This window comes from Spongiimicrobium sp. 3-5 (genome assembly GCF_046557915.1).
GTDB lineage: Bacteria > Bacteroidota > Bacteroidia > Flavobacteriales > Flavobacteriaceae > JBHEBG01.
Genome location: NZ_JBHEBG010000001.1, coordinates 453,365 through 475,232, shown reverse-complemented (window position 1 = coordinate 475,232; position 21,868 = coordinate 453,365). Strand labels below are relative to the sequence as shown.

The 21,868-nt window shown below is 39.2% G+C and carries 16 protein-coding genes and 1 tRNA gene; 8 read left to right on the top strand and 9 right to left on the bottom strand.

All coding sequences use genetic code 11. The features are described 5' to 3' along the window. Positions 1 to 75: 75 nt before the first annotated feature. Positions 76 to 1,389, bottom strand: a complete 1,314-nt coding sequence (locus ACEQ81_RS02205) for an amidohydrolase (RefSeq protein WP_411029207.1) — start codon at positions 1,387 to 1,389, stop codon at positions 76 to 78. Positions 1,390 to 1,587: 198 nt separating this feature from the next. After that, on the bottom strand, positions 1,588 to 2,007 hold the full coding sequence (locus ACEQ81_RS02200; RefSeq protein WP_411029206.1) for a DUF3995 domain-containing protein: 420 nt from the start codon (positions 2,005 to 2,007) through the stop codon (positions 1,588 to 1,590). Positions 2,008 to 2,156: 149 nt separating this feature from the next. Between ACEQ81_RS02200 and ACEQ81_RS02195 the strand changes: the two genes are divergently transcribed. The 6 genes from ACEQ81_RS02195 to ACEQ81_RS02170 all read left to right on the top strand — a co-directional run bounded on the left by ACEQ81_RS02195 (position 2,157) and on the right by ACEQ81_RS02170 (position 7,752). Beyond that, positions 2,157 to 2,366: a hypothetical protein gene (locus ACEQ81_RS02195; RefSeq protein ID WP_411029205.1), complete on the top strand. Its 210-nt coding sequence runs from the start codon at positions 2,157 to 2,159 to the stop codon at positions 2,364 to 2,366. A 740-nt stretch (positions 2,367 to 3,106) separates the two neighbouring features. Next, on the top strand, positions 3,107 to 4,558 hold the full coding sequence (locus ACEQ81_RS02190; protein WP_411029204.1) for an arginine decarboxylase: 1,452 nt from the start codon (positions 3,107 to 3,109) through the stop codon (positions 4,556 to 4,558). A 12-nt stretch (positions 4,559 to 4,570) separates the two neighbouring features. Next, entirely contained in the window at positions 4,571 to 5,509 is a 939-nt protein-coding gene (gene speB, locus ACEQ81_RS02185) for an agmatinase (protein WP_411029203.1), read from the top strand. Further along, a complete protein-coding gene (locus ACEQ81_RS02180) occupies positions 5,499 to 6,473 on the top strand; it encodes a deoxyhypusine synthase family protein (protein ID WP_411030361.1) in 975 nt (324 codons plus the stop codon). Before speB ends, ACEQ81_RS02180 begins: the two co-directional genes overlap by 11 nt. Positions 6,474 to 6,475: 2 nt before the next feature. Continuing rightward, complete coding sequence (locus ACEQ81_RS02175) at positions 6,476 to 6,775, top strand: hypothetical protein (protein WP_411029202.1); 300 nt, start codon at positions 6,476 to 6,478, stop codon at positions 6,773 to 6,775. 563 nt (positions 6,776 to 7,338) lie between these two features. Next, on the top strand, positions 7,339 to 7,752 hold the full coding sequence (locus tag ACEQ81_RS02170) for a VOC family protein (RefSeq protein WP_411029201.1): 414 nt from the start codon (positions 7,339 to 7,341) through the stop codon (positions 7,750 to 7,752). A 63-nt stretch (positions 7,753 to 7,815) separates the two neighbouring features. Here ACEQ81_RS02170 and ACEQ81_RS02165 read toward each other — a convergent pair whose 3' ends face one another. The 3 genes from ACEQ81_RS02165 to ACEQ81_RS02155 all read right to left on the bottom strand — a co-directional run bounded on the left by ACEQ81_RS02165 (position 7,816) and on the right by ACEQ81_RS02155 (position 11,142). Further along, the gene (locus tag ACEQ81_RS02165) at positions 7,816 to 8,967 is read right to left on the bottom strand and encodes a DUF819 family protein (protein ID WP_411029200.1); all 1,152 of its coding nucleotides are present in this window, start codon (positions 8,965 to 8,967) and stop codon (positions 7,816 to 7,818) included. Then, entirely contained in the window at positions 8,960 to 10,477 is a 1,518-nt protein-coding gene (locus ACEQ81_RS02160) for a M20/M25/M40 family metallo-hydrolase (protein WP_411029199.1), read from the bottom strand. The genes ACEQ81_RS02165 and ACEQ81_RS02160 overlap by 8 nt, the downstream gene beginning before the upstream one ends. Positions 10,478 to 11,068: 591 nt before the next feature. Beyond that, positions 11,069 to 11,142: transfer RNA gene (locus ACEQ81_RS02155), tRNA-Ala, on the bottom strand. 130 nt (positions 11,143 to 11,272) lie between these two features. Here ACEQ81_RS02155 and ACEQ81_RS02150 point away from each other — a divergent pair. Continuing rightward, entirely contained in the window at positions 11,273 to 11,983 is a 711-nt protein-coding gene (locus tag ACEQ81_RS02150) for an SDR family oxidoreductase (protein WP_411029198.1), read from the top strand. Between the two features lie 2 nt (positions 11,984 to 11,985). On the opposite strand, the gene ACEQ81_RS02145 is transcribed toward ACEQ81_RS02150, so the two are convergent. The 4 genes from ACEQ81_RS02145 to ACEQ81_RS02130 form a co-directional block, all read right to left on the bottom strand. After that, the gene (locus ACEQ81_RS02145; RefSeq protein WP_411029197.1) at positions 11,986 to 14,712 is read right to left on the bottom strand and encodes a PD-(D/E)XK nuclease family protein; all 2,727 of its coding nucleotides are present in this window, start codon (positions 14,710 to 14,712) and stop codon (positions 11,986 to 11,988) included. A 63-nt stretch (positions 14,713 to 14,775) separates the two neighbouring features. Next, positions 14,776 to 16,146, bottom strand: coding sequence for an OmpA family protein (locus tag ACEQ81_RS02140; protein WP_411029196.1), 1,371 nt, complete (start codon positions 16,144 to 16,146; stop codon positions 14,776 to 14,778). Between the two features lie 113 nt (positions 16,147 to 16,259). Beyond that, positions 16,260 to 17,453: a glycine C-acetyltransferase gene (gene kbl / locus ACEQ81_RS02135; RefSeq protein ID WP_411029195.1), complete on the bottom strand. Its 1,194-nt coding sequence runs from the start codon at positions 17,451 to 17,453 to the stop codon at positions 16,260 to 16,262. A gap of 13 nt (positions 17,454 to 17,466) precedes the next feature. After that, entirely contained in the window at positions 17,467 to 20,580 is a 3,114-nt protein-coding gene (locus ACEQ81_RS02130; protein ID WP_411029194.1) for a UvrD-helicase domain-containing protein, read from the bottom strand. Positions 20,581 to 20,700: 120 nt separating this feature from the next. On the opposite strand from ACEQ81_RS02130, the gene ACEQ81_RS02125 reads away from it, so the two are divergent. Next, positions 20,701 to 21,309: a superoxide dismutase gene (locus tag ACEQ81_RS02125; RefSeq protein WP_411029193.1), complete on the top strand. Its 609-nt coding sequence runs from the start codon at positions 20,701 to 20,703 to the stop codon at positions 21,307 to 21,309. The last annotated feature ends 559 nt before the right edge of the window (positions 21,310 to 21,868 follow it).

The window sequence follows — 21,868 nt, the reverse complement described above, 5'->3', positions numbered from 1 at the left end:
GCAATTGCGAGCCTTTTTTGTGGAGAATACCCGGATAGAACCGATGACCTCTTACCGACCAGATTTCATTGGTCATTACTTACCAATTTCCATATAATCAGCTACTAAATTAACCATTGCATTAACACCTAAAATAAATCCACTTTCGTCAAGGAAAAAGTCAGGAGTGTGATGCGGCGCAGAGGTTTTAGGATCTTGTCCTTTTGGTAATCCGCCTATATAAAAATAAAAACCCGGGACTTCATTGGCAAAAAACGAAAAATCTTCGGCTCCGGTTTCTGCGGGTACCAGGATAACATTTGACATGCCGGCGGATTTCTCTAAGGATGGTAACATTTTTGCTGTAAGGTCGAGGTTATTGTATGTAACTGGGTAATGCGATGAATAGGGCAGTTCCACAATGGCTTCAGCTCCGTTTGCTTCAGCTGTTTTAGTTGCTATTTGACGAATGCGGTTAAAAATCAATTTTTCATCTGCATCACTTAATGTCCTTACCGTACCGAGCATCTCCACTTGTTCGGGAATTATGTTGGAACGGTTACCGCCATGTATTGAACCAATAGTAACCACGGCGGCATTTCGTGTAATTTCTACATTACGGCTCATTATGGTTTGAAGATTGTTTATAATTTGAGCAGAGGTCACAATCGGATCAACCGAAAACCAGGGCTCTGCACCATGTGACGACTTCCCTTTTACCGTAATCTTCAAGTCGCCAACTCCTGCAAACATACCTCCAGGGCGATAGGTGATTTTTCCGACCTCGACTTGTGCATTGATATGAAGTCCGAAAATAACATCAACATTTGGATTTTTTAATGCCCCTTCTTTAACCATGAGTTCGGCGCCACCTTCTTCCCCTTTCGGGGCTCCTTCTTCAGCAGGTTGAAAAATAAATTTAACGGTTCCTTTTAAATCCTTTTGCATTCCAGACAAAATTTCTGCAACACCCATTAGAATTGCCACATGAGAATCGTGACCACAAGCATGCATAACGCTGGTTTCTTTTCCATCGTAAACGGTCTTCACTTTGGAAGCAAAAGGAACAGGAGTTCTTTCTAAGACGGGTAATGCATCCATGTCTGCTCGTAAAGCTATTACAGGGCCAGGGAGACTACCTTTAAGAACCCCGATGACACCAGTTATACCAACATTGGTTATTACTTCCATGCCAAGAGATTCCAAATGCTTCGCCACCATAGCTGCCGTTCGAACTTCGCGATTACCTAATTCAGGGTTTTGATGAATATCCCTTCGCCAATCTATCACCTTCTGCTCAATCCCTTTTACTTTAGTTTGAATTTCGTTTTGGATTTCATTTGATTGGGCATTTGAAATTGTATGATTTAAAAGAAAGCTTAATACAAGTAATAGGTACATTTTTTTCATTTTAATTCTTTTTTGGTTGTTTAGTTAAAAATTAGGTTACCCTTAATTTTGTGTTTTTGGATTGAGCGCTTCCAATTTGAACATAATTGTCTTGTGTATTAAAGGTGGCGTGTAAAAAACACTAGTTTTTCGAATTAACCCAGAGCCTATTTTTATTACTTATTAGCAATGTTTTAAACGCTTTCTTAGCATTGGGTTTTATTTCATGAGTTGAATTATCATTCCAAATATTCCAATTATCAAACATAAAGGCGAAAAGAATTTGGTGTCCAATTTTCCGAATTCAGTTTTCTTTACGCTTTTAAAAAACCCTACATATTTAAACTCTCCTATTGCTCGTAAAATAAATATTATTGGTATTATCCAACCCCCGTATTTCATAATCCATTCAGGCAAATGGTATTCAATAAGTCCAGATTTTAGTACATAAAAAATCCCGAATGCGGTTAGTCCAATTCCAACTATCGCACTATCAATTTTTTTCGGATTCAACACTCTTTCTCCGTTTTCCTTGGTGGGTAGTGATTCTGAAAAACCAAATTTTCCTCCAAAGACCCAATTGAAATGAATTAATCCAAGTCCAATTAGTATTAAGCTTAATAAAATTGATAAAATCATAATTTTCCGTTGGTTGCCCCAAAATAGATGTCAAATGGGCTTTGTTTACGGCGTTGTATGGCGTTCCTCCCTGGGTGACCATCATCTCAGCTCATGAGTCATAAATATAGTTGATGGTTGTGCCTTTTGCTAGTTTTCTGTCATAAATAATGGGAAAGGAACTTTGTTTTAAGTCTAAGAGTACAAAACCAATGGACGGCGATGGACAAAAAGAGGAGTGTAATTCTTACGCGATTTTACGTAAATTAAAAAAGCTTCAAAAGTTAAAAACTCTTGAAGCCTTATTGATACTAGTGGAGAATACCGGAGTCGAACCGGTGACCTCTTGCCTGCCAGTTTCCGAATCAGCATTCTTTTAAAATCAAAAAATAATTTTATTTGTTTGTTTTTCAGTGTGTTACGCCATTTTTCATAAAATTTGAAATCATTCAATATCATCTGATTTCAACAAATAGTGTGCACAAACTGTGCATTTTTATTCCTAACTTGATGTAAATAAAGCATCAAAATTGGCAAAAGTTAGACTCATTTTAGACACGCGAAAATCATCCAAAAATACAATTTCAGAATTGTATCCCATTGCGTTAAGGGTGTATGATATTAGGCCAAGAATAATTCGTTTGCCCTATCAAACTGTCCTATGAACAACGAATGAACGTAACTATTAAAATATAATAGCGAGTGGGACACTCTCAAAAAGTGCACCACTTACCAAAGTTAAAAGTTTCATAAAATGCCGGTTTTAAGGCCTCAAAAATGATTCTAGCTCGATAAAGTTTCTTTTTTAGGAAAAGTTTTTGAATTGAAATTTTTATTATGTTTACCATTAAATAAATGAGTCCACTTAATCGGACGCATTGCCTTTTGTTTTGAAAACTTTTTTCGAGTTCGGGCTTATGGGGATAAAGAAGTCTACCCAAAAAGCCGTCTTAGGGATAGGACACCGAATAATAGGGCTGACTTCCGAAATGTTTTCTTCTTATCGTAGTTTGTATCTGCGAGTTTTTAGTTCTACGCCGGACAGGTTTTTTGTATTCCGTATTTGAGATTGGTCAATTTCCACAACCCTTAATCACTTTTTTATTAATGCGAAATACAGATGAAGACCAAATACATCGATTTGATAGAACAGACCTATGATTTTCCACAAAAGGAGTTTCAACTTGCGGAAAATAATTTACACTTTCACGGGATTGACCTCATGGCTTTGACTAACCATTATGGATCACCCCTTAAGTTCACCTATCTCCCAAAAATATCCGAGAATATCCAACGAACCAAAAAGTGGTTCGCGACAGCAATCCGTAAACATCACTATGCTGGAACTTATCACTATAGCTATTGCACCAAGAGTTCGCATTTTGAGCATGTTCTTAACGAAGCGCTCAAGAACAAGATCCATATTGAGACTTCCTCAACATTCGATATTGACATTGTGGAACACTTAAAGGCTGAAGGCAAGATTTCAGATTCGACCTATGTGCTATGCAACGGTTTCAAAAGGGATGAATATGTTGATAAAATTGCCCGATTCATAAATAATGGCCACAAAAACTGCATCCCCATCATTGATAATTTTGAAGAACTCAATCTACTTGGGGATGAAATTCATGAGAACTTTAAGGTGGGAATCCGTATTGCCTCTGAAGAGGAACCCAAATTTGAGTTTTATACCTCAAGGCTGGGCATCGGATATAAAAACATTGTTCCTTTCTATGTGCAGGCCATTAAGGACAATCCAAAGGTTGAGCTTAAAATGCTCCACTTTTTCATCAATACCGGTATACGGGACACCGCCTACTATTGGAACGAGCTTTTAAAGTGCCTAAGGGTATACATCAATTTAAAAAAAATATGCCCAACACTAGATAGCTTGAATATTGGTGGAGGCTTCCCCATAAAAAACTCATTGGCATTTGATTATGATTACGAGTATATGGTGGACGAGATCGTTAACCAAATCAATCAAGCTTGCAGGGAAGCAAATGTTGAGGTTCCGGATATCTTCACCGAGTTTGGCAGTTTTACGGTTGGCGAGAGTGGCGGTGCCATTTATCAGGTAGTTTATCAAAAACAACAGAACGACCGTGAAAAATGGAATATGATCGACTCCTCGTTCATAACCACTATTCCCGATGCATGGGCCATTAGCAAAAAGTTCATTATGCTGGCCGTCAATAGATGGAACGAGGAATATGAGCGAGTGCTATTGGGAGGACTCACCTGCGATAGTGACGATTATTACAATTCGGAGCAGCATATGAACGCCATCTACCTTCCCAAGTTCAAAAAGGAACGGCCATTATATGTAGGTTTTTTCAATACAGGAGCCTACCAAGAGACCATAGGTGGTTTTGGTGGTTTACAACATTGTTTGATTCCCCAGCCCAAACATATTTTGATCAATAAAGATGATGAAGGAAACCTAAAGACCCGTCTTTTTGCCGAACAGCAGACCGCTGGAGACTTTCTTTCCATTTTGGGCTATGGCAAACCGAAGGTTTCAGAACCCAAAGTTTTAAGAAACAAAAAAATGGTCTATCAACCATAAACTATAATTAAGATGAAACTAACAAGAACCTATGCTGGAATACCCGAGGAGTACGCATCCGTGGAAAAGTCCAAAGTGGTGTTGATCCCGGTGGCTTACGATGGCACTAGCACTTGGGGAAAAGGAGCCGATAAAGGCCCAGAAGCATTTTTGGAAGCTTCAGAAAATATGGAGCTCTACGATATTGAAACGGATAGCGAAGTGTATCAGGAAGGAATTTATTTGACCGAGACCTTGGATGGGTTCGATTCACCGGAAAACATGGTCAATACTGTGCATAAGGAGGTAAAAGATTTTATCAACCGAGGAAAAATGGTCACCATGATTGGCGGGGAGCATTCCGTTTCCATAGGTGCCATTAGGGCGTTCAACGAATCATATATGAACTTAACGGTATTACAGATAGACGCACATGCAGATTTAAGGGAAGAGTACAACGGTTCCAGATGTAACCATGCATGTGCCATGTACGAAACCTCCCAGACTGCAAATTTAGTGCAAGTAGGCATTCGCAGTATGGACAGTTTAGAACTATCGGTAATGAACAGACAGAATGTGTTTTTCGCCCATGAAATGGCCACTGATGACTATTGGATGGACAATGTTTTAGATTTGATGACGGACAATGTTTATATCACTTTCGATTTGGATGCTCTGGACCCTTCAATTCTTCCATCAACAGGAACACCGGAGCCGGGGGGACTTTTTTGGTACGAAACCCTTGAATTTCTAAAACGGATTTTTGAGGAATGCAATGTAGTTGGCTTTGATATAGTGGAACTCTGTCCCAATAAAAAGGAGAAATCCTCAGATTTTTTGGCCGCAAAGCTTTACTATAAAATGCTGAGCTACAAATTCAAACGGAACATGGAAGAAATAGAGGATGAATATGAGCAACCCAACAATTTTGAAAAATTTGAAAGGAACGGTGAGCAATATGATGAACAGTAAAGGGGAAATTTCCCAGTTTTTAGAGAAACATTTTTTGCACTTCAATGCAGCGTCTTTAGTAGATGCAGCAAAAGGATATGAAGCACAATTGGAACGAGGTTCCAAAATGTTGGTGTCATTGGCCGGAGCAATGAGTACGGCAGAGCTCGGCAAGATTTTTTCGGATATGATCCGCTCTGAAAAAGTTCATATCATATCATGCACTGGGGCTAATTTGGAGGAGGATATTATGAATCTGGTGGCCCACTCCCATTACAAAAGGGTTCCTCATTATAGGGATTTGACCCCACAGGATGAATGGGATTTACTCGAAAGAGGACTCAACCGGGTTACCGATACGTGCATCCCTGAGGAAGAAGCGTTTCGCCGTTTGCAGAAGCATATCCATAACATATGGAAACAAGCCGATGAAAATGGGGAACGTTTATTTCCGCACGAGTTCATGTACCGATTGTTGTTGTCCGGTGTTTTAGAGGAACATTATGAAATAGATATTCGAGATTCATGGATGTTTGCCGCTGCCCAGGCCAATTTGCCCATGGTAGTTCCCGGATGGGAAGACAGTACCATGGGGAATATTTTTGCCAGTTATGTCATCAAAGGCGAGCTCAAGGCAAGCACCATGAAATCTGGAATTGAGTACATGACCTTCTTGGCGGATTGGTACAAGAACAATAGCGAAAATGGTATTGGGTTTTTTCAGATCGGAGGTGGTATAGCAGGGGATTTCCCTATTTGCGTTGTGCCAATGCTATATCAAGACTTGGAAGAAGTTGGTACTCCATTTTGGAGTTACTTCTGCCAGATAAGCGATTCAACTACCAGCTATGGCTCTTACTCCGGAGCTGTGCCAAACGAAAAGATAACATGGGGAAAACTGGATATAGGTACTCCAAAATTCATTATAGAAAGTGATGCCACAATCGTTGCCCCGTTGGTTTTTGCCTATTTGTTGAATATGTAATTATGAAAAAAGGTATGTCAGGAAATATGAAAAGAGTAATTGTAGATTATAAAAAACTCAACGCTCACTTGCTGGATTTGTTGGTAGAAAGATATCCTGATGGGTATGGGGGCGAGGATATCATCGGCTTCCGCAATGCTCAAGGAGAGTGGGTTGAATGTGTTGAAGTCACAACTGATGATACAATGTACTTGGTAAAAGTGAGCAAGCGACTTACAGCCGCCATGGAAGAATATGATGTCGATGAATCTGATGAAGGTGAAATTGATATTAATGAGTCTAAAGATTTTGAAGAGGAATAAGTTGTTGAACTAAAAGGGACAGATACGGAAATTGACGAAATGATGAGGAATATAAGGGTTATATCATTGCAAACCACAATTTGGTTAACTAACTCAAACCTTTGGGGCGAGATATTCTTCATGCCTCCTTTCAACTAACGAGGATTATGAAAAAAATTCAAGATTATTGGCTGTTAGTGGAACTAAGGTTATGGTACTTAAAAAGGTTGGCAGACCAAACCCATTAGATATACATTGCCCGGAGGGGTAAAAAAAGCGGAAAGAAACCGAAGAAGAAGCCCTTGTTAGGGAAACAGGTGAAGAAATAGCACTGAAACCGATTAAAGAACAGATTTAATTTTACCAGTCGCATATTAAACGAACGGATACTGAAATCGTAAACAAAAATTGCTATTATGCCATTTTAAAGCCATAAAAAATCTAGGTCTTGGAAAAACATAAATTCGAAACGGTACTTTGGTTAAATTGGAAGAAAGTAATTGAGTTCATGCATAAATCAGATCGTATGGCCATAAAGGCATATTTCAAGAACATAGGAAGAAAAGAAAAAAACAAAGAAAATTATGAACGCCAAGTTTCATCTCGCATTGCCCTGTATAGAAATCGAAGAAACCAAATTTTTTTATGTAGATATTATAGGGGCAAGTTTAGGACGGAATACTCAAAAATGGTTGGACGTTAACTTGTTCGGTAACCAGCTGACCTTTACGCAAGCCGGAGAATTCACATTCGACTTTAAGAATTACAAGTTGGACGATTACATATTGCCATCTTTCCATTTTGGAGTTATTGTCCCGGTAGATTTTTGGGGCAAACTGTATACCCGTCTTTTTCAAATGGATTTGGAAGTGACAACCGAGGCCACTTTTATGCAAGATAAAAAAGGAGAACATCTTTCTTTCTTCGTCCAGGATCCAAATGGATATATGCTGGAATTTAAGAGCTTCAAGGTTGGGGATGATATTTTTACAACTTGAAGTTAACCAAAACGAACATGTGTTTCATAAGTCGTAACAGTTTATAGGCTAAGCAATTCGCATTCAAAGTAATCTGAACAGAAAAATGGTTAGCATTCCCCAGCCAGTTCCTGTTACCATGCTCAAAATGGCCAAGACAATGGCGTGTGGCATTAACTCTTTTTTGTAGGCTGAAGTTACTGCTGGAGCAGTGGAAATCCCGCCAAGATTGGCCATACTCCCAATGGCAACCCAAGCCATATTGATTTTAAGTAGGCGTGCAGTAAGTATCATGGCCAAAAAATGAAGTGCGAGCCAAAGCACCACCAAAACAATCAGAATTACTGGAAGGGATAGACTGTCAAAATTCAGTTTTAAACCTAAAATGGACATAATTAATACTATGGAAAAACCGGCTATCTTTAATACCAGTTTATGGTTCCAGATTGGCATAATATTTCCCAAGACCAACCCAACTATTGATAAAACAACTACATTGGCCAAGAAAGACATCGAAACAAAAGAAGTCAAAAACATTATTAACAAAATAGTGCCAACCGTTAAAATGTTTACCACCCACAGTTGGTTGTTTCCAGAATATTGGGGTGTCTCAACGATAGGAAAGTTAGAATCAATGCCCCATAACTCGTTAAGGCGGTTGCTTCTTTTGATAAATTGAAACATTAATATCGTCCAGATATTGACCAAAATATTATCCAGCACCAAAATGGAAAGGAATAGTGCTTCAGGTGTTTCCGCTAGTTCCTTTAAAACTAATTGACTGGTGCTACCACCAATCCAGCCACCTACAATAGGCACAAGTCCCTTCCAATATCCTTCTGCGATAAAGAGAACAGTATTCGATTCATTGAAAACCCCAAAAAAAATGACCAACAATACGGGTAGAGTTGCAATCACCAAAGACCCCACTCCAAAAACGATAATCGGTTTTACCCCAACAATTTTAAGCTGCTTTAAGTGCAAAGCGCTCATCACCGTGAGAATGGCAAAAGGAATAATCCATGATTTGCTCAGGTTGTGGAGAAGGACCTTTGATAGGTCAATACCTGAAATATGCGTGAATGCGGCAGGCAGTACATAGGCAAAGAGGATTGCGGGAAACCAATCAAGTACCAACTTTACCCATCTATTATTTACTTTGCCAATCCAAAGGACGAACAAAACAGTGACCAGTACTACTGGGGTCGCAGTCCACAATAAGCTTATGTTACTCATATTTCTGCGTTAAGATACCCAAGCACATTTTTAATCCTTCATGGAAATTCCCTAAACGTAGATTTTCATTGGGAGCGTGGATGTTGTTATCGGGATTGGGAATTCGTACCGAAATGGCAGGGATACCCAGTTCAGAAATAAAAGGGGCAATGGGCTGAGAACCCCCTGTGGATTGCATGCGGATAAAGTTACCTTCACCAAAAACACGGGTCATGGCCAACCCTAGCCAATTTCCAAGCTGGGAATCCAGTGGAGTTCTAAACGGCCGGGAACCAATTCGGGATTCGATTTTAATTAGTTTTGGATATTTTCGGCGCTCTGCCTCTGAAGGTTCTCCTTCAAGAACGTAAAATCCTTTTGATTCTATAAAATTGGTCAATAGCTGAATTTGTCGTTCCGCAGGTGTTTCGGGAACTAGTCGCATATCTATTTCGGCTAAAGCTTCAGAAGGAATGATGGTGCGCACTTCATTCTCCACCCAAGCGGCTCTCAAGCCTCTTACGTTCAGCGAAGGAAATTGAAGCGCTTCTTGATAGGTTTCTCCAATGGCTTCGCTTTTGGCTATTCCCAAAGTCATCAATAATTCTTCTTCATTTTGAGGAACAGAATTAATCAGGGCCTTTTGGTCGCCCATGAGCTTTATGCCATCATAATAACCGGGAATTAAAACACGTCCCTCTTCATCTTTCATTGATCCCAATAGCCTTGATAAGCTAAAAACAGGATTTGGGGCGTAGTTCCCATATTGACCAGAATGTAAGTTTTTATAGGCTCCATAAACAGTTAACCTCATGGTCGCTATACCCCGTGCTCCAAAAGTGAGGGTTGGAAGATTGTTCGGTGGTCGGGTGCCATCCATAATTAAAATCGCATCCGCACTTAATTCGTTCCTATTATTCCTTACGAGTGCAGGTAGGGTTGGTGAACCCAATTCCTCCTGAAAATCCATGATGACCTTAATATTAAAACCAGGATTTATGTTCTTCTCCTTAAGAATCCTTAAGGTTTGTAAAAATGCTATTGCAGGTCCTTTGGAATCCGATGCCGATCTAGCAAAAACCTTCCAATCTGGATCAAAGTCTTTAGTCAGCTTTTCCCATGATAAACCGATACATTCGCCTCCAACACATTCTTTTATTACGGCATCAAATGGGTTTTTCTGATTCCACTTGGAGGAATCTACAGGCTGTCCGTCAATCTGAAGGTAAAACAGCACTGTTGGAGCCTTTTTCTGATATGTTTTTTCGGCAAGTAAATGTTTTACTCCCTCAGAAGTCAACAGTTCAATCTTAAAATCTAAAGCTTTAAGTGCATTTTCGCACCAAGACAGATTTAAGTTAATATTATCGGGATTCGATCCAATGTTGGGAAGTTGCAAAAACTCTTTTAACGTAAACATGCCTTCCACGAAATATTCATCTGCAAACTGATGAATTTTTTCCCTTTTCAAACTTTGCCCAAAGCTCATTGAGAATATTAGAGAGATAAGGAATACTATTGCTTTTTTCATCTACGAAATTTATTAAATCTTTGAATTGAAAGAAAAACATAAGTTCAAAACAGTATTTTGATTGAATTGGAAGAAAGCAATTGACTCTATGGATAAATCAAATCGGATGGCCATATATGTATATTTTAGGAACAATGTAAGAAAACAAAAAAGCAAAGACAATTATGAACGCCAAGTTTTACCTAGCATTGCCCTGTAAGAAAATTGAAGAAACCAAGAATTCTATGTAGATAGAATAGGGACAAGCTTTATACAAGGCTATTCCAAATAGATTTGGAAGTCACTACAAAGCGACATTTATGCAAAGTAAAAAAGAAGAACATCTTTCGTTTTTGCCCCAAGATCTCAATGGACATATGTTGGAGTTCAAAAATTTTAAGGATGCCGATGAGATTTTCGCAACATAGATTCAAGCTTCTTTTTATTTTTCCAAAAATTTACCCAATCCTAAAACCGTTATTATTTGATTTAAAAGAGCTTGTTTTGAAACAATTATGTTAAAGTCCAAAGAAATTTTAAAAGTGTGCACAAACTGTGCATTTTGTAAAACAAAAAAAGCCTTCACATTTGTGAAGGCCTGTGTTTACTGAGTGGAGAATACCGGAGTCGAACCGGTGACCTCTTGCCTGCCAGGCAAGCGCTCTAGCCAGCTGAGCTAATCCCCCTCTTAGGAAGCCCAAAGGAAATACTTTTTGGGAAAGTATCAAAATGTAACATTCCTTTTCTTTTAAGAAAACAATAACGCCCATTTTTTCCCCATCCACCAACATAATTTTAATTTCACCAAAAAAAGCAATGCAGATAAAAAACAAAGTAGGATATATTACGGGGGGTACCAAAGGTATTGGCTATGGGGTTGCCCTAAAGTTGCTACAAACAGGAATGAAAGTGGCAATTAGCGGTAGAAGTTTGGATACCGTGGAAGATGCCGTGAAAAGATTGGATGGGGGCGACAATGTACTGGGCGTGGTTTCCGATGTTACTAAGCTCAATGATGAGAAGACCGCGGTTCAAAAGATAATGGATAAATGGGGACAGTTAGACGTAGTTGTGGCCAATGCCGGGGTGGGGCATTTTGCACCTGTAGACGAGCTTTCAGAGGCCGATTGGCAACAAATGATGCGGGTTAACCTAGATGGTGTTTTCTACAGCCTTAAAGCTTCCTTAACCGCTTTAAAGCAGCGTAAAGGGTATTACATAACGATAGCAAGTTTGGCAGGCACCAATTTCTTTGCTTCCGGAGCCGGGTATAACGCCACAAAATTTGGCGTAGTCGGATTTACCCAAGCGGCTATGCTAGATTTGCGTAAATACGATATTAAGGTTTCTACCATAATGCCAGGTTCCGTTGCTACACATTTCAATAATAATGAGCCGTCCGAAAAAGATGCTTGGAAAATACAACCCGAAGATATTGGTGAACTGGTGACAGACCTTTTAAGAATGCATCCACGGACATTGCCAAGCAAGATTGAGGTAAGGCCTAGCAGACCCGATAAAAAGTAATACTATACTTCCTTTTCGGCAAAGGCAATTTCCGGATTGCAAATCTCGGTAATCAATACGTTTAGCGCTTCATGGAAGTTAGATAATATCACTGGGTCTATCAGCGTACTTTTGCCATGGCTAAATTTAAAGAGTCCTTTACCCGGATTTTTAATGGAAATGATTCCCGCTTCGAACGTGCCGGTGTTTTCTCCCTTAGTATATAGCAGGGCATAACATAGCAATTGAAAGGCTTTACTTTTGTTATAATCTTTTATAAGGGTTTCCCATGTATTTATTTTTACCTGCGATGGGAGCACGGAACCTGTTTTATAGTCGATTATCCTAACAATACCATCTACTTCATCTATACGGTCTAATTTACCTTTTAGGCGTATCGGAAAGTTTAGGTTTGGAATAGTCAATATGGCCTCTAAACTTTTTTCCAGGGCTAAAATTTTAATTTTAGCCTTTTCCGTAGCCCTAATCTCTGAATCGATGAAATTTTCTACGTAGCGCAGCACCACATTATAGGCAATCAGATTTTTGCCTTTGGAGATATCACCGTCGGAATAGTTTTTGGAAAAATGATGCCTTATAACGGTATTGAGGTCAACCTTCAAGGCTTTTAAATTATCAGAAGTTAAATATTGGCCCACCAGAGGGGTATACAACTGTTCTAGAACATCGTGTACAATGGTGCCCAAGGTATTGGCTGCAACGGTTTCCTCAACATCCAAAGATTCTCTTATCCTCAAAATGTGTTTTTTATAGAAATCGATAGGGTTGCGGATGTAATTAGTGAGAGAAGTAGGAGATACACCATTGCCCATCAGAGATTTGATTGCTTGCACCAACTCCGGGTCTTTGGCAACGATTTGGGGTGCCTTAATCGTGGGTCTTGTTAATGGGGCGGCAAGTATTTCAGTAATCTGGGCGGTATTATCCTCATCGGTGAGCAATTGCATAATCAACCTACTTTTTTCCCCACCTTCCAATACATCGGGCTCGGTGTTATACAAAATGTAAATGTTCTTGGCTCGTTGAAGCAATCTATAAAAATGATAAGTGTAAACCGCATCTTTTTCTTTATAGGTAGGCATCTGAAAGCCCAACTTTATATCGAAAGGAATAAAGGAGTTATTGGACTTACCCGACGGAAGTATGCCTTCATTTATGGAAGTGAGGATTACCGTTTCAAAATCTAGGTTTCTGCTTTCTAGCATACCCATGATCTGAAGGCCCTGTAATGGCTCTCCTCTAAAATCCAATGTTTCCGATGTTAATAATTGCTTGAAGAGATTTTGGAGTGATCGTATGTCATTCAAAAAGGGATATTTTGGGACAAGGGCTTTAATTTGATTGAATAGGTTGTAAAACCGGTACAAATATTCCAATCCCAGTGTATTTTTCGTTTCTTGAAATTTTGCCCGCAAACCGGAAATAATTTCAGTAATTTTTTCCAATAACAATAATGTAGAAGGCGCTTCTTTAAAGAATAACTGGCTTATTATATTCCCTGCGTCCCCGCCAATTATTTCTAATTTTTCAGGATCAATATATGTCCAGTTTCTTTCCCTTATTCTTTTTGCAAGCAAAGTGGCATTATTGCACGTACCATCCGTTAATAAAATTTGAACATAGGAATTGTTCAAAAAAGAGATTAGTTCTTTATAAAACCAGCCTTGTTGTTCTTTACCTAGATAAAGATCTATGTATTCCAAGAATAAATTTGCCAAGGGAGTTTTATCCAACGGATAGCCCATGGTAATGTTAACGCTGTTTATTTCCTTTGGAATAGCATTTAAAATGGGGTTGAGCAATGTTTCGTCTCCAAGTACAACCGCAGTATTTTTTAATTGGTTGTGGTCTTTCTGATCCAATTCTCCTAAAAGGTTACCTACGTAATTGGCTTGGGAAACATTTTTTGGCACTCCAATAATTTGAATGTTCTTTTTGGTACGGTAATTTGTCTTTAAACCCTTTGGAGAATTTGTGGTATAATAACTCCACTTTAGATGTTTTCTGATAAAATATCCGGCATCATGTATGGGGTCAGCGATAAAGCAAGGGTCTATATCCCAATAGATCTCGGCATCGGAAGTGGAGAGGACTTTTTTGATAATGTAAGTTTCCGCAGCGTTCAAAGCATTGAAACCAATGAAGATATGTTTTTTGGAAGTGTTGGCCTCCAAATAGGTTTCAATAGTACTGCAAGCTTTTCGGTATATCTGTCCTTGATGTCCCAAACCTTGGACTAATAGGTTGTTGTTAAATTCTTGGTACAACGATTCTAGGTTGTTCCAGAAGCGAATATGGTCCTCTATGAGCTGTGTGCGTTCTTTTTGAAGATACCAATGGTTTATTTCCTGAATAGCCGAAAGATGTGAGAAAAGCTTTGTGGTGTCGACAAGAAAACGATCTATTTCGTTAAAATCTTGTAATAATGTCTGTCCCCATTTGGAAAAGGTGGCAAAACTATCTTTTTCCTTTTCCTCAGTGTTTAAATAAGCATTATAGAGTTCAAAAAGCTGTTGGGTGTTAGAGGCATAGGCTAAACCTGATATTTTTTCAACAAAGGTTTCAATGCTTAATATATCTGGGGAGAATTGTGTTTTTTTTTGGCTTTTGGCGATACTGTTCCTAAGAAAGGTTCCGGCCCTTTTATTGGGTAGCAAAAAAACCATATTTTCTAGGGAGCTATGTTTTTGGGATATTTCTTTTATAACGTCTTCTAGAAAACTTTGCATGTCTAAAAATAAAAAAAGCTCTGCATTTGCAGAGCTTTTTTTACTATTGTTTTATTGATCTTATTATTTGATCAAGTTGATTTCAACCCTTCTGTTTTGGGTTCTACCAGCTCTTGTATTATTGGTAGCGATAGGTTTGTCCTCACCGTATCCAATAGAAGTTAATCTATCAGCTCCAATTCCTTTTTCGATCAAGAAATCCCTTACGGCATTCGCTCTTGATTCAGATAAAGATTGGTTTAGTTTAGAACTACCTACACTATCAGTATGACCTTCAACTGTGAACTTAGCAGTAGGATATTCGTTCAATATCTGAATGATATCTACCATTACAGAAGTAGACTCAGCTTTAATTGAAGACTTACCAGTATCGAACAAGATAGTTCTTGCGTAATCGTTCAATTGTTTTTGAACTTCTTCAGTAACTTCTGGGCAACCGTTGTTAGCAACAGTACCTGCTACATCTGGACATTGATCGTCTTTGTCCAATACACCATCACCGTCTTTATCTGGCCATGGGCATCCTTTGTTCTCAGCAGGACCTGCTTCACTAGGACACTCATCATCTTTATCGGCAACTCCGTCACCATCAGCATCAGGACATCCAGCCAAAGCAGCTAAACCAGCTTCGTTAGGACAAGCATCATCTTTATCAGCGATACCATCACCGTCAGCATCAGGACAACCGTTCATTTCTTTAGAACCGGCTTCGTTAGGACAATCGTCCTTACCATCTTCGATACCATCACCATCAGAATCTGGACAACCATTGAAAGCTTCTAAACCAGCAACTTCTGGACAAGCATCGTCCTTGTCGTAGATACCATCACCGTCAGTATCGGTTCCACCGAATTTGATAGTAACACCAGCTAAATGCTGAAAATGCTTAACCAAGTAATCTTCAAAGGCGTGCTTATAAGATGACTGTACAGTTAAACCAATGTTTTCGGAAACCCAAAAGTTAATACCAAGGCCACCGTTTACGGTACCGGCTCCAATTGCCTCTACCCAAGTATAACCACCACCAATTTCAACAAATGGATCAATTGTGGTGTTCTTTAGGAAATTATATTTAATAGTACCATCTACAGCATAATGAGACAAATCGTCAACGCTAACATCTCCCAAGTTTTCAATTCTATTCAAAGAACCTCTTGCTCCAACGGAAAATCCGCCTCCTACATATTTGGATACGGAAACATAAGAAACAGATGGAAGTATGTTCCAGTGATCACTTACATTGAAGAACTCACTGCCAAGGCTTCCTGTTTCAAATCCAAAATTGGCCAAGGCCTCATCGTCGCCTGTTGGGAAAACGTCTATTGCGTTAACACCGAAAGCAATCTGCCAGGGGTTGTTTTCGTCTTGTGCTTGTATGTTATTAAAACCTACGACCAGTAGGATAATAACTAATAATTTGCTAAGCTGTTTCATGTTCAAAATTTTAAGTTTAAGTGTTTATTAGTCGCAAATGTAAGTTGTTAAAAATTATTAACAAAATCAATTTCTTATTTTTTTTCATGCATTTCATATGGAAAAAGTAGCTTTTAAACGACTTTTAATCTCTTGCCTACCTCTTTAAAAGCTTCAATAGCTTGGTCTAAATGTTCAATTTCGTGAGCGGCGGAAAGCTGAACCCTTATCCTCGCTTTGTCCTTTGGTACCACGGGGAAGAAGAAACCAATAACATAAATTCCTTTCTCCAATAACATATCGGCCATTTGTTGCGATAGTTTGGCATCGTACAACATTACTGGGACTATTGCCGAGTCGCCATTTATAATATCGAATCCAGCCTCTTTCATGCCTTTTTTGAAATAATTAGTGTTAAAATTGAGCTTATCTCGTAAAGAAGTATCCTTATCCAGCATTTCGAATACCTTAATAGAGGCTCCCACGATGGCCGGGGCCAGGGAATTGGAGAATAGATAAGGTCTAGAACGTTGTCTAAGGATTTCTATAATTTCCTTTTTACCTGTAGTATAGCCTCCCATGGCTCCGCCCAGGGCCTTGCCCAACGTTCCGGTTATAATGTCAACCCTGCCGAGCACCCCCTTATCTTCCAGGGTACCCCTGCCTGTTTGGCCAATAAACCCCGCTGCATGGCACTCGTCTACCATAACCAAGGCATCATATTTTTCGGCCAAATCGCAAATTTTATCTAAAGGGGCCAGTAACCCATCCATGGAAAAGACGCCATCCGTAACTACAATCTTAAACCGTGCGTTCTCCCCATTGGCTTTTTTAAGCTGATTTTCTAAATCTTCCATATCGCTGTTGGCATACCGATACCTTTTGGCTTTGCACAACCGCACCCCGTCAATTATGGAGGCATGGTTAAGGGAATCTGAGATAATTGCGTCATCCGGACCTAACAAAGGCTCAAAGACCCCACCATTGGCGTCAAATGCCGCGGCATATAGAATGGTATCTTCAGTACCATAAAAATCCGCTATTTTTTGCTCTAGTTGCTTGTGTATATCCTGGGTGCCACAAATAAAACGTACTGATGACATACCAAAACCATGGGAATCCATGGCATCTTTTGCCGCTTGTATCAATTCTGGGTGCGATGAAAGCCCCAAATAGTTGTTGGCGCAAAAATTTATCACCTCTTCCCCAGAGGAAATTTTGATTACCGCCCCTTGTGCGCCAGTTATAATGCGTTCCTTTTTATAAAGCCCCGCTTCTTCAATATCTTTTAATTCTTGTTGTAAGTGCTTTTCAATTTTACCGTACATATTATTATTGGTTTTATATAAATCTTGGGGTGATCTGATCGCCGATATAAACAATGATCTTATGTGCAACAACGTAACCCATGTTCTCCAATGCTTCGGCATATGCTAAAAGTTGCCCCTTGTGTGCCAAACTCTCTTTGCCTGTTTTATAATCTATGATAGTGGCCATGTTTTTGTTGATCACTATCCTATCGGGGCGTAAAATTACCCCATTTTCGGTAATAATGTCCGTTTCATTCTTAACTAAGTTCCCTTCCTTATAATAGGATATAAGTTTGGGGTGGTTAATTATGCCCAGGATTTTTGCTCTTAAGGGCCCTATTTCATTGTCGGCTATGTCACCACTGCGAATTAGGGTTTCCATTGCGTGGTCCACATCGTGTATGGTAAATATCAATTCCATTAAGAAATGGATAACATTACCCTTATAAATGGCTTCTTCCCTATCAGAACCCCATAGTATGCCCGAAGTGGTTAGGATATTAAAACTAGGACGGTCCTTTGATGAGTATCGGTACAAAATAGTTTCCTGTTTATGGTGCAATGCCCTATCCATGACCTTCTCATCCAAAGAACCAAAGGTGTATTTAAGTTTGTGGTCTTCCCACTGCCCGTTACCGATTAGGTATTTTATAAAAATGCCGGAATAGTAATTTGTTTTAGGCTCTTTTTGGGCCGTCAGGTCTTTCTTTGTAATAATGTAAAGGCCATTAACAGCCCTCGTAAGTGCTACATATAAAAGGTTAAAGGCATCTAACTCCAGATTATGTTGTTCCGCGTCAAATATGTCTTTTGCAGGTTGGTTATAATGAATTACCTCCTTTTTCTTATTTATTAAAACCTCCTTGAACCCTTTAAAGGTTTCCTGAGGAACAGGAAGCCACAGCTTGGGTTCAATCTCTTCATAAATGTTAGAATTGGCATAAGGGAATAGTACGATGGGAAATTCCAAGCCCTTGGCCTTGTGTACCGTCATGATATGAATGGCATTGGTTTTTTCGTTGGCGGTAATACCTAGAACTTCCTTTTTCCTTTCCCAATAACTTAAAAACTGCGATACTCCTGTGCCTTCTTTTTGTTCTACTTCTAAAACAACATCCAATAAAAAGGTAAGGTAGGCATCGGAATCTTGGGCTAACCGAAACTGTTTTATACTATATTCCAAACCATCATAAGGCGAGGAATGCTTCAAATAATCCAGATCAAAACCATACTCTTGCCATAACAAGGTGTTTAGATTGTCTATGTTTTTTTTAATAAAGACATGTCTATGATCCGTTTCAATGGCAAGAAAGTAGAGGATGTCATAAATAATTTCCACATCTTCGGGCTGTATGGTATGTCTTAGTAAGTTAATAAGGAAGGCTACTTTTGGACTACCTTGGAGCAGCAAGGTTTCTGATGAAATTACTGGAATATTGTGCTGCATTAAAAAATCTGCCAGAATTACCCCATGCTTCCTTTTTCTTGTAAGGATACAAATGTCCTTAAAGTTATAGCTCTTTTCCAGCACCTCGTTTAGTATGGACAATACGCTGTTGCAGTACTGCTCATCTTCATTTTTTTCCGCTTCTTCCTCAACAAACAAAAGTTGTACAAGACCACCCTTTTTATGATTGGTCTTTTGCATGTTTCCTTGCTTAAATAGGCTGCTGTAAATGGCACTGCCAAGAAAAGGACTGGTGGCGGTAAAAAAACCATTGTTAAATGTAATAATCTCATCGTAGCTCCTATAATTGGAAGGTAAGTTGTATGTTGTGGGTGAGACCACGAAGGGATTTGTTTCTGAATTTATGAGGTTTAAAAGCTGCTCCGCCTTGCCACCACGCCATCGGTAAATGGCTTGCTTAACGTCACCTACGAGCAAAAGTGAGCCACGCTTTCCTTGTTCGTTTTCACTTTCTAGGGCGTTTCCAATTAAAGGGATCAAATTGTTCCATTGCATTTCGGAAGTATCCTGAAATTCGTCAATGAAATAATGTCGGTACTTTTCCCCCAGGCGTTCATATATAAAAGGCGCCGGCTGATCTTTAATTTCGTTCGATATAAGGGTATTAAAGGACGAAATAGGAAGCAAATTACGATCTTGTGAGATAGTGTTCAATTCTTTTTGAATAGAATTTAAAACGGTAAGTGGTATAATGTTCCCGTGAACGTTTTCCAAAAACGATATCTCATAGATTAAACCTTTAAGCGCTAGGAACAACATCTGGATTTTAGAGGTGAAATCTGTTGATGGCGAAACAACACCCGATTTTACGATGGTGCCTTCCAATAAACTCTGCTCTAATTTGTTGTTGTAAAGCTTTGCCGGGTCTAACAAACCCTCTGAAATTTTTTTAAAATGATTGGGGAGCGTTTGCCGTGGAAAGTCCGATGCATTTAATCCATACTCTTGTATTAGTGTTTCGGCTGTTCTGGCCTGTTCAATTGCTTTATGTTGAAGCTTCTTTTTTTTATCGAGGACAAGCTGCTTAAGGCCTAGGAAATCGGCGATACTTTTATTGGCCAAAATTTTAAGATGCGCCGAATGGTTCTCATTGAACAGTAGTTTGCCAATTTTATTAAGATCATAGGCAATGTCCCAACTCTTGTCATCATCAATTTTGGCAAGGGCAAAATTTAGGAGTACATCGGTCATCTGATTGTCCTTGCCCACTTTGCTTATTAAGCTTGCCACTGCTTCCTCTAGCAGCAGATCTGTATCTAGGGCCACCTCAAAATTCTGCGACAGTTTTAAGTCTTTGGCAAAGGTCCTTATGAGCCTGTGTGTAAATTTATCGATGGTAGAAACATCGAAGAAGGCATAATTGTGAAGAATTTCCTTTAGGGTTCTTTTGGCTCTTTGCCGTAATGTTGGGGGAGCTAAATGCAATTCCTTGGAAATGTCCATGAACATGTCCGGGGCATGCTCCAGATCTTCAATATTGCCAAAAAGAAACAGGCTATCTAAAATACGCTGCTTCATTTCATTAACGGCTTTATTGGTAAAGGTGATGGCTAATATTTGTTGAAAACCTTTATAGGAATGTGAAGAAAGAACAATCTTTAAATATTGCTTTACAAGAGTAAATGTCTTGCCCGAACCGGCCGAAGCATTGTAGATTCTATATGAGGCCTCTTGCACCTGGTTTTATTTGCAAAATACACAATCTAGCGGAGTTCTTAACAAATAATTTATGTAATTTGTTTCTTAAAACCTTAAATTTGGGAAACGAGAATAATTAACTTAAAACACAATTATATTATGGCTTTTGAACTACCTAAATTACCATATGACTACAACGCCTTGGAGCCTAACATAGATGCAAGGACCATGGAAATTCATCATACAAAGCACCACAACGGATATACCACAAAACTGAATGCCGCCATAGCCGGAACGGATCTTGAGGGTAAGTCCATAGAAGATATTTTAAAGAACCTGGACATGGCCAATGGTGCCGTACGCAACAACGGTGGCGGATTTTATAACCATGCACTGTTCTGGGAGATTATGTCGCCAAATGGAGGAGGAGATCCTTCCGGGGATCTTGCCAGTGCCATTAACGACGCTTTCGGTTCGTATGATGGCTTTAAAGATGCCTTTGCCAATGCAGCGGCTACCCGATTTGGTTCCGGATGGGCTTGGTTGTGTGTGCATAAAGGCGGAGGTGTAGAAATTTGCTCTACACCTAATCAAGATAATTCATTAATGCCAAATACCGGTTGCGGAGGTTTTCCTATTTTGGGATTGGATGTATGGGAACATGCTTATTATTTGAATTACCAAAACAGGAGGCCCGATTATATCAATGCGTTTTTTAATGTAATAAATTGGGATAAGGTATCGGCGCTTTATGCTGCCAACAAATAATCTTTCCTTCTAACGATCAAAGAACCATCTTGTTAAATCAGGATGGTTTTTTTTTGCACTGGGATTAATAAATAGAAAAGGGCGGAGAAGTCTCCACCCTTTTCGTCCCAAATCTTACCATAAACTTAACCTACTTATGCTATGGCGATACTAAATTACTGGTATTGTGGGAAATAAAAAAGAAATTTTGAAAAATTTTAGGGTTTAAAGAAGGAATACTTCTTTGGTTTTTGCTTTTAAAAACTAATAAACCATGTTAAAGACTTGATTTTCAGCAATAAAAAAGGCGGAGCATAACTCCACCTTTTTTCCCCAAATCTTACCATGAACTTAACCTACTTATGCTATGGTCCTCCAAATGTAAGTTAAAGTGTGTGCGGGGAAAAAGGTTTTAGTTCAACGCCTATATAATCGGACGAAATGCAAACTCGAAGAAAAGGCATAAAACTAGAGTTCGGGAAATGACCAAAAACAAAAAGGTGGAGCATAACTCCACCTTTTTTCCCCAAATCTTACCATGAACTTAACCTACTTATGCTATGGTCCTCCAAATGTAAGT